General features: G+C 44.7%; 3 protein-coding genes and 2 pseudogenes. 2 read left to right on the forward strand and 3 right to left on the reverse strand.

The genetic code is table 11. The annotated features are described in order from the left end of the window. Window positions 1-359 (forward strand): His/Gly/Thr/Pro-type tRNA ligase C-terminal domain-containing protein (locus Q0614_RS06645; protein ID WP_298787463.1); only part of this gene is annotated, 359 nt, incomplete at its 5' end. Between the two features lie 88 nt (window positions 360-447). Here the strand turns inward: Q0614_RS06645 and Q0614_RS06650 are convergent. Beyond that, the gene (locus tag Q0614_RS06650) at window positions 448-864 is read right to left on the reverse strand and encodes a cyclophilin-like fold protein (RefSeq protein ID WP_298787465.1); all 417 of its coding nucleotides are present in this window, start codon (window positions 862-864) and stop codon (window positions 448-450) included. A gap of 53 nt (window positions 865-917) precedes the next feature. After that, a pseudogene (locus Q0614_RS06655) lies at window positions 918-1938 on the reverse strand (alpha/beta hydrolase). Window positions 1939-2164: 226 nt separating this feature from the next. Between Q0614_RS06655 and Q0614_RS06660 the strand changes: the two are divergent. Then, on the forward strand, window positions 2165-3112 hold the full coding sequence (locus tag Q0614_RS06660) for an AraC family transcriptional regulator (protein WP_298787466.1): 948 nt from the start codon (window positions 2165-2167) through the stop codon (window positions 3110-3112). A gap of 47 nt (window positions 3113-3159) precedes the next feature. Here Q0614_RS06660 and Q0614_RS06665 read toward each other — a convergent pair. Then, window positions 3160-3293, reverse strand: a pseudogene (locus tag Q0614_RS06665) (NADPH quinone reductase MdaB); the annotation flags it as partial.

Genomic DNA, 3293 nt, shown 5'->3' on the forward strand with positions numbered 1-3293 from the left:
TGGCGATCGAAAGCAGCCACGATGAGCGAGGCTGCGTGTGGCCGCGCGAGCTGGCGCCTTTCGAGCTTGAGATCATCATCTCAAATCACAAAGACGCCGCGGCGGTAGAATTTGCCGAGAAACTATACGAGCAGTGCCGCGAGCGCGGTATCCGCGTGCTACTTGATGATCGCGCGGAGCGTTTCGGCGTAAAGATGAACGACTTCGAGCTGATGGGCTTTCCGTACGCGGTGCTCGCGGGAAAAGCCCTAGCGGAGGGAAGCGTCGAGTTTATCACCCGCGCAGGTCTAAAGCGGCAGAGCGTAAGCGCGGATGAAATTTTAAAATTTATAGAGAAAAAATTAGCCGAGAAAAATTAGTAAGCGTATGGAATTTAGCCCTAAATTTGGGCTAAATTTTGCCGCCATATTTTGAAATTTGCGAGCTGATTTTGCGGCTACGGCGGATTTATTTTGCTGGCTCTATCCTGATCTGCCCGTCTTTTGCGACCAAGCTCACATCGCCATCTATCACGCCTAGACGTACGATGCCCTCGTAGTAGGGCTGATAGCCGTAGTAGATGACGAAGTTATTCCACGGAGCAAAGTACGAGATCTCGCCTTTTTTGCCATCGCGTCCTTTTGGCTCGCCGCTTACGTCAAGCGGTTTTGGCAGTTTGGCGACCTTTTCGTGTCCGGCGTAGTCGCTTAAATTTAGCGTTAGCGGTAGCTGTGCGGCAAAGCTCCTAGCCACCGCCGTGTCGTCTAAGACAGCAGCGACTTCGCCGCTAGAGCTTTTTAAAGCTATCTTTAAATTACGCATTTTCTCCCCAGCTACTAAATTTAGCCCTGCAAAAAGCATAAAGATGGCTAAAATTTTTCTCATTTTTACCTTCCTTATCTCTCGAATTTACCCCTGCAAAGCGCAGGGGGGCTTGTTTATTTCAAATTTGCTTTGAAAAATTCCTCAAATTTATCGTATGGGATCTTGTTGTTTTTATTGTCATATAGGTCTGTATGCACGGCGCCAGGGACGATAACTAGCTCTTTATTTTTGTTGCCAAGCGATTTAAAAGCGTCCTCGCTAAAGTATCTTGAGTGCGCTTTTTCGCCGGCTACGATAAGAGTCGGAGTTCTCATCTCGCTTGCGTAAGCAAGGATCGGCATATTTATAAACAAGATAGGATTTGTGACGATCCAGCCGCTCTTTCCGCTGTTTGAATTTACAGAGCGTTTTGTGATATCCGCGCGGCGTGCGGTAAAAGTCCGCATATTCAGCTATAAACTGCAGCGTGCTTGCGTCTATCTTTTTTGGATCAACGTTTATCGCACCAGTATATGCCGGTTTGCCGGCTTTTGCATCGACCCAGCGTTGCTCGGCTAGCTTCTTTTTAGTTTCATATCTCTCATCCGCGCCTATGCTATCGTTGTAGCCTTTTGCTACCACTCGCGTTATATCATACATCGTGCTGGTTGCAACCGCCTTTATGCAAGGATTGCTAAGAGCTGCATTTAGAGCAAAACCGCCAAAGCCGCAAATTCCTAAAATGCCGATACGTTCAGGGTCTACATTGTCTTAAAGGCCTAGAAAATCAACCGCCGCGCTAAAATCCTCGGTATTTATCTCTGGGCTTGCTAAATTCCTCGGCACGCCGCCGTTCTCACCCGTGTAGCTTGGATCAAAGGCAAGCGTGATAAATCCGCGCTCAGTTAGCGTTTGCGCGTAAAGTCCGCTTGATTGTTCCTTTACCGCGCCAAAAGGTCCGCTAACTGCGATCGCAGCGGCTTTGCCTTTTAAATTTTTAGGCGTATAAAGATCGCCGACTAGCTCCACGCCGTAGCGATTTTTAAATTTGACCTTTTTGTGATCTACTTTGTCGCTTTTGGCGAAAATTTTATCCCACTCGCTAACCATAGAAACCGCCTCTAGGGGTGATTTTACCGCGTTTGCACCTGCCATTGCATTGCCTCCTAAAATAAAACTTGACGCTACAAGCGCCGCCGCAAATTTCTTAAGATACATCTTTGTCCTTTCGGTTTTGATTTAGCTTTACAAGCTGTTTTGTAATGTGCATTCTAGCAGGATTTTAAATTTTGCGTTAGAACGATTCTCTAAATTTCATGCCTAATCCTGAAAAATTTCTAAAAAGGGGTATAATTTCATAAAATTTGAGGCGGAGAGCAAGATGAGTGAGCTAAATTTACTAAAAGAGCAAACAAAAGAATTTTTACTAGATAGATACGGCGTAAACGGCCTTGTTCAAAGCGACATCGACTCGCTTGATTTTTACATCAGCGAAAAGACGCATGATTTTATCAATGTCATCTACAATCCATCTTTGTGCATTATCTTGCAAGGGGCAAAGTCGGTGGGCTTTGGCGATGAGATGAGCGGATACAACGAGCAAAGGTATCTACTCACATCGACCTATATGCCTCTAAGAGTGAGCCTAACCGACGCCTCAAAAGAGAGGCCATATATCTCGCTTATCCTTAAATTTAGCATGGATGAAATTTATGAAGTGCTAAAAAAAGTCGAGATAAAAGAAGATAACATGCAAAAAAGCCAAAAGGGGGTATTTTTCGGCGATCTTACGGAAGAGATAATAGAGCCTGTTTTGCGCTTTATCTTGCTGCTTGAAAAGCCAAAAGAGAAGATTAAATTTCTATCGGATCTTGCCAAAAAAGAGATCCTTTACACCCTTGTAACAAGCGATAAAAGCGGCTATTTTTTAAACAAATTTGCTATGCAAGGCAGCGTTTCTAATAAAATTTTGCATGCCGTCGCAAAGATAAAAAATGAATTTACGAAAAAACTAAATATGAAAGAGGTCGCGCGCGCTTGCTATATGAGCGAGTCGTCGCTCTATCATAACTTCAAGGTCGTAACCTCGCTAAGCCCCATCGCTTTTCAAAAAAAGATCCGCCTTGAAGAGGCTAAAAACCTGCTCGCGACCAAAAATATCGGCGTAGCGCAGGCTGCCTTTGACGTAGGATACGAGAGCGCGTCGCAGTTTAGCCGCGAATACGCAAGGATGTTTGGCGTACCGCCTAAATCCATAGCGAAATTCTACGCTCCGGCGTGGCATGAGTTTAAATTTAGATCAAATTTAACGGCACAAAGGGCAGGGTAAAATTTCTACTGTCTAGCTTATAAATTTGCGCTAGAGTCTGCTTAAATTTAGCCGAAAACCTTTTTTAAATGCGCTTCGTAATCTCTCGTAAAACGCTCGATGTCAGGATTTTTAACGACGTCGTTACACATAAAAGTAGGCAGCCTTTTCGTGCCTAAAAACTCATTTGCCTTATGAAAAT

This window comes from uncultured Campylobacter sp. (assembly GCF_937997595.1).
Lineage (GTDB): Bacteria > Campylobacterota > Campylobacteria > Campylobacterales > Campylobacteraceae > Campylobacter_B.

Excerpts from the sequence above, each read along its gene's own strand:
- Q0614_RS06650 (WP_298787465.1), bottom strand. The coding sequence starts at position 864 with ATGAGAAAAATTTTAGCCATCTTTATGCTTTTTGCAGGGCTAAATTTA.
- Q0614_RS06660 (WP_298787466.1), top strand. The coding sequence starts at position 2,165 with ATGAGTGAGCTAAATTTACTAAAAGAGCAAACAAAAGAATTTTTACTA.